General features: G+C 60.7%; 1 protein-coding gene and 2 pseudogenes. All 3 read left to right on the forward strand.

Annotated elements, in window-relative coordinates; genetic code table 11:
• Positions 1 to 54 precede the first annotated feature (54 nt).
• Positions 55 to 531: pseudogene (locus NYR58_RS20095) on the forward strand (helix-turn-helix domain-containing protein); the annotation flags it as partial.
• A 628-nt stretch (positions 532 to 1,159) separates the two neighbouring features.
• Positions 1,160 to 2,674 carry a group II intron reverse transcriptase/maturase gene (gene ltrA, locus NYR58_RS20100; RefSeq protein WP_261522905.1) on the forward strand — a complete coding sequence of 505 codons (1,515 nt, stop codon included), beginning with the start codon at positions 1,160 to 1,162 and terminating at the stop codon, positions 2,672 to 2,674.
• Between the two features lie 67 nt (positions 2,675 to 2,741).
• A pseudogene (locus NYR58_RS20105) lies at positions 2,742 to 3,290 on the forward strand (transposase); the annotation flags it as partial.
• Between the last annotated feature and the right edge of the window lie 407 nt (positions 3,291 to 3,697).

Genomic DNA, 3,697 nt, shown 5'->3' on the forward strand with positions numbered 1-3,697 from the left:
TTCGCCGTCGCATTCGGCGAAAGGTTCGTCAGCCAGTGACGGAAACGGGCCTCAGGCACAAAATATCCGACAGTCCCGCTTGAGATCATTCGCATCGTCGAGCGGTCCCACCTGCCAACGAAGCGCACGCTGGCCATGCTCGGCATCCCGCGGACCACGTTTTACCGCTGGTACGACCGGTACATCGCCCTGGGTGAGGCGGGTCTCGAGGATCAGCCCTCGCGCCCCGGTCGCGTCTGGAACCGCATCCCTGACACCGTCCGCCAGCAGATCGTGGATCTGGCCCTTGAGGAGCCCGAGCTGTCGCCGCGGGAGCTGGCTGTCCGGTTCACCGACACGCAGCGCTACTTCGTCTCCGAGGCCAGCGTCTACAGGCTCCTGGTCGCCCACGACCTCGTCACCAGCCCCGCCTTCGCGATCATCAGGGCCGCCGACGAGTTTCATGAGAAGACGACCGGCCCGAACCAGCTCTGGCAGACCGACTTCACGTACCGTGCGCCTCGTCCCGGATGGTCCGGGGTGCATATGTCTGGAATGCATTGAGAAAGGAGGAACCGGAGAATGCCTGCTCCCTGCTGTGAGGGGGGCGTGAGCCCAAGCGGCGGTGACCTGTCGTCAACTGGCAGGGTGACGTAGCCCGCAGGTAAAGGGGATTGAGGCGAAGCCGTTACGCCGAGATGGTTCCCGAGGCTGTAGCACTGGAAGGTTGAGGAATACGAACCGGTTAATCCGCATCCGAGGGCTGAAATGTCGCCTTCGCCTACACGGCTTAACAGGCGGAATGCCGATGGAGCGCTGGACAGGTAAGTCAGCGGCTTTGAATGCGAGCGTATATGTAGGCCGTTCGCAGGAGGTCATGGGGAGAACGCAGCCAGACCATGACATCGGCATCGACTTGCGGGACGCAAGGACAAGGACTGCGACCGGCAACCTCCCCAGTGCGTGGAATGTCCAGCATATGAACGAGGGAAGGCATGATGGAATGCCCACGATGTTCTGCGTCGCAAGGGAGTTGACCCTGATGTCCATCATGCTGGCGGAGTTCCCGTAGTAGTCCGCGGCAGGGAAAGCCTGCCACATGGCGAAGGGGAACAGTTCAATCTGCTTGGAGTGCAAATTACCTGACCAAATGAGGTGAAGACCTTTGATAATCAGCGAAATGCAGCACAAGCTCGCAACATGGGCCGAGGCCGATCCGAACCGACGGTTCGATCGTCTTCTCCGGCTCATTGCCGATCGGGAATGGCTTGCCGAGGCCGCCCGGATCGTTCTGGCGTCAAGTGGCGCCCGGACCCCGGGCATTGACGGAATGGACAAGCGACGGATGCAGGCCGGGCTGGATCACCATCTGGCCGACCTGCGGACAAACCTGCTGAAGGGCACCTATCGCCCGAAGCCGGTCAAGCGGATCCATATCCCAAAAGCCAATGGCAAGCTACGACCGCTGGGTATACCGACCCTGACAGACCGCATTGTCCAACGCGCCATGCTGATGGCCATGGAGCCGATCTGGGAAAGCGACTTCCATCGCTGCTCCTATGGCTTCCGGCCGGAACGCAGCGTGCACCATGCCGTCCGCACCGTGAAGTTGCAGCTTCAGGATGGCACGGACACGACGAGGGGCCGCTGGATCATCGAAGGTGATCTGGCGAGCTACTTCGACACCGTTCATCACCGGCTGCTTCTGCAATGCGTGCGGCGACGGGTGCGGGACGGACGGTTTGTCGATCTTCTCTGGCGCATCCTAAAAGCGGGTCACATCGACCGTGGCCTGTTTGCAGCGTCCAGTGAGGGTGTTCCGCAAGGCGGCGTGCTGTCGCCGCTCCTGTCCAACATCATGCTCCACGAGTTTGATGCGTGGCTGGAGGCGAAATACCTGAACCGGAAAGCCCGTAAGGATCGCTGGGCATGGAACTTCGGCATTCAGCAGGGCCGCCCCATCACGGTTCGAGAGAACCGGCAATGGAAACCTGCGATTGCCTATTGTCGCTATGCCGATGACTTCGTCGTCATCGTCAAGGGGACGAAGGTTCATGCCGAGGAAATCCGTGAGGAATGCCGGGCCTTTCTGGAAGACCGCCTGAAGCTGATGTTGAATATGGAAAAGACCCATATCACCCACGTCGATGACGGGTTCGTCTTTCTGGGGCATCGGATCATTCGCAAGCGAGGGTCGAACGGGCACATGTCCGTCGTCACGACGATACCCAGGGAAAAGGCCAAGGCGTTTGTTCGCAAGCTGACCGAGACCCTTTCCGGCAATCATGATGTTGGCAAGGTCGACATGGTGGACCGTCTGAACCGCCAACTGGCGGGATGGGCGGCTTTCTACAAGTTCACCGACTTCACAGCACGCACCTTCCGGCGCATCGACCATGTCGTGTTCTGGAAACTGGCGCACTGGCTGGCGCGAAAATATCGGTCACGCATCAAGCCCTTGATGCGGAGCTGGTATCGAGCGCCAGAGGCGGGCAAGGCGAAGACCTGGCTCGTCTACGGACGAAGTGAGCGTGGAGACCGCGTCGGCAAGGCGCTGCGCCGAATGGTATCGAGTCCAAAGGCGCAGTTCCGGTGGCGGAATCCGGAGACGAACCCATACGTCCTCCGGAGCGAAACCCGCAGCACCGTAACCTCACGCTATCATGATGTTGCTATGGCCATGGGCCAAGCTTGAATAGAGAGCCGTATGCGCTGAAAGGTGCACGTACGGTTCGGGGAGGAGAAGCGCACCAGCGCTTCTTACTCCACTGAAGGTCATAGGCTGGGGGTGGTTCTATCTCTCGACAATCCTCGACGACTACAGCCGCTACATCATCGCCTGGCGGCTCTGCACGACGATGCGCGCTGGAGATGTGACGGCGACCCTGGAGGACGCCTTGGCCGCGTCCGGCTGCGCCAGCGCCACCGTCACTCACCGTCCGCGGCTGCTCACCGACAACGGCTCATCCTATATCTCGGGCGATCTCGCTACCTGGCTCGACCAGGAAGGCATCGACCACGTTCGCGGCGCACCCAACCACCCGCAGACCCAGGGCAAGATCGAGCGCTGGCACCAGACGCTCAAGAACCGGATCCTGCTCGAGAACTACTACCTGCCGGGAGCCCTCGAGGAGGCGATTGCCGCCTTCGTCGAGCACTACAACCACCAGCGCTATCACGAGAGCCTCGGCAACCTCACCCCCGCCGACGTCTACTTCGGCAGGGCGGAAACCATCCTCAGCCAACGGAAGGAGATCAAGGCAAAGACGATCGAGATGCGCCGCTTGCTGCACCGTCAGCCCGCGGCATAAACTGAACCATCAACGAGCCAGAGCCTCCGTTCCCGCTCAGCTCCTCGTGTCCCAAATCATCTGACGACGGACAGCTCGCCAACTTCGCGGAGGTCGCCGAAATAGCGAACAAACTCATTCGGCACCTCGACGTGCAAACTGCCATCGGAGTCTTCCCCACAAGCCGACCCACCAACGGTATCGCTCGACCCTGATAAACACGGTCACGGGAGTTGCGCTCTCGCCACTGGTGATGCTGCCAACGCACTCATACCGCCCTGGGGTTGTCGAGAAATTCGCAAAGAACACGAAGGCCCCGGTCAGAAGCAGTCCGAGGTATGCAACATAGCGGAGGGCCTTCCACATTATCAGGCGCTTGCCGTGTCTGCCCAAGGGTCGATCACCTCGACACCGCAGCCTTCGAAATC

This window comes from Chelativorans intermedius (assembly GCF_025398255.1).
Classification (GTDB): Bacteria; Pseudomonadota; Alphaproteobacteria; order Rhizobiales; family Rhizobiaceae; genus Chelativorans; species Chelativorans intermedius.

Coding starts and splice junctions, on each gene's coding strand:
- ltrA (WP_261522905.1), top strand. CDS start 1,160: ATGCAGCACAAGCTCGCAACATGGGCCGAGGCCGATCCGAACCGACGG.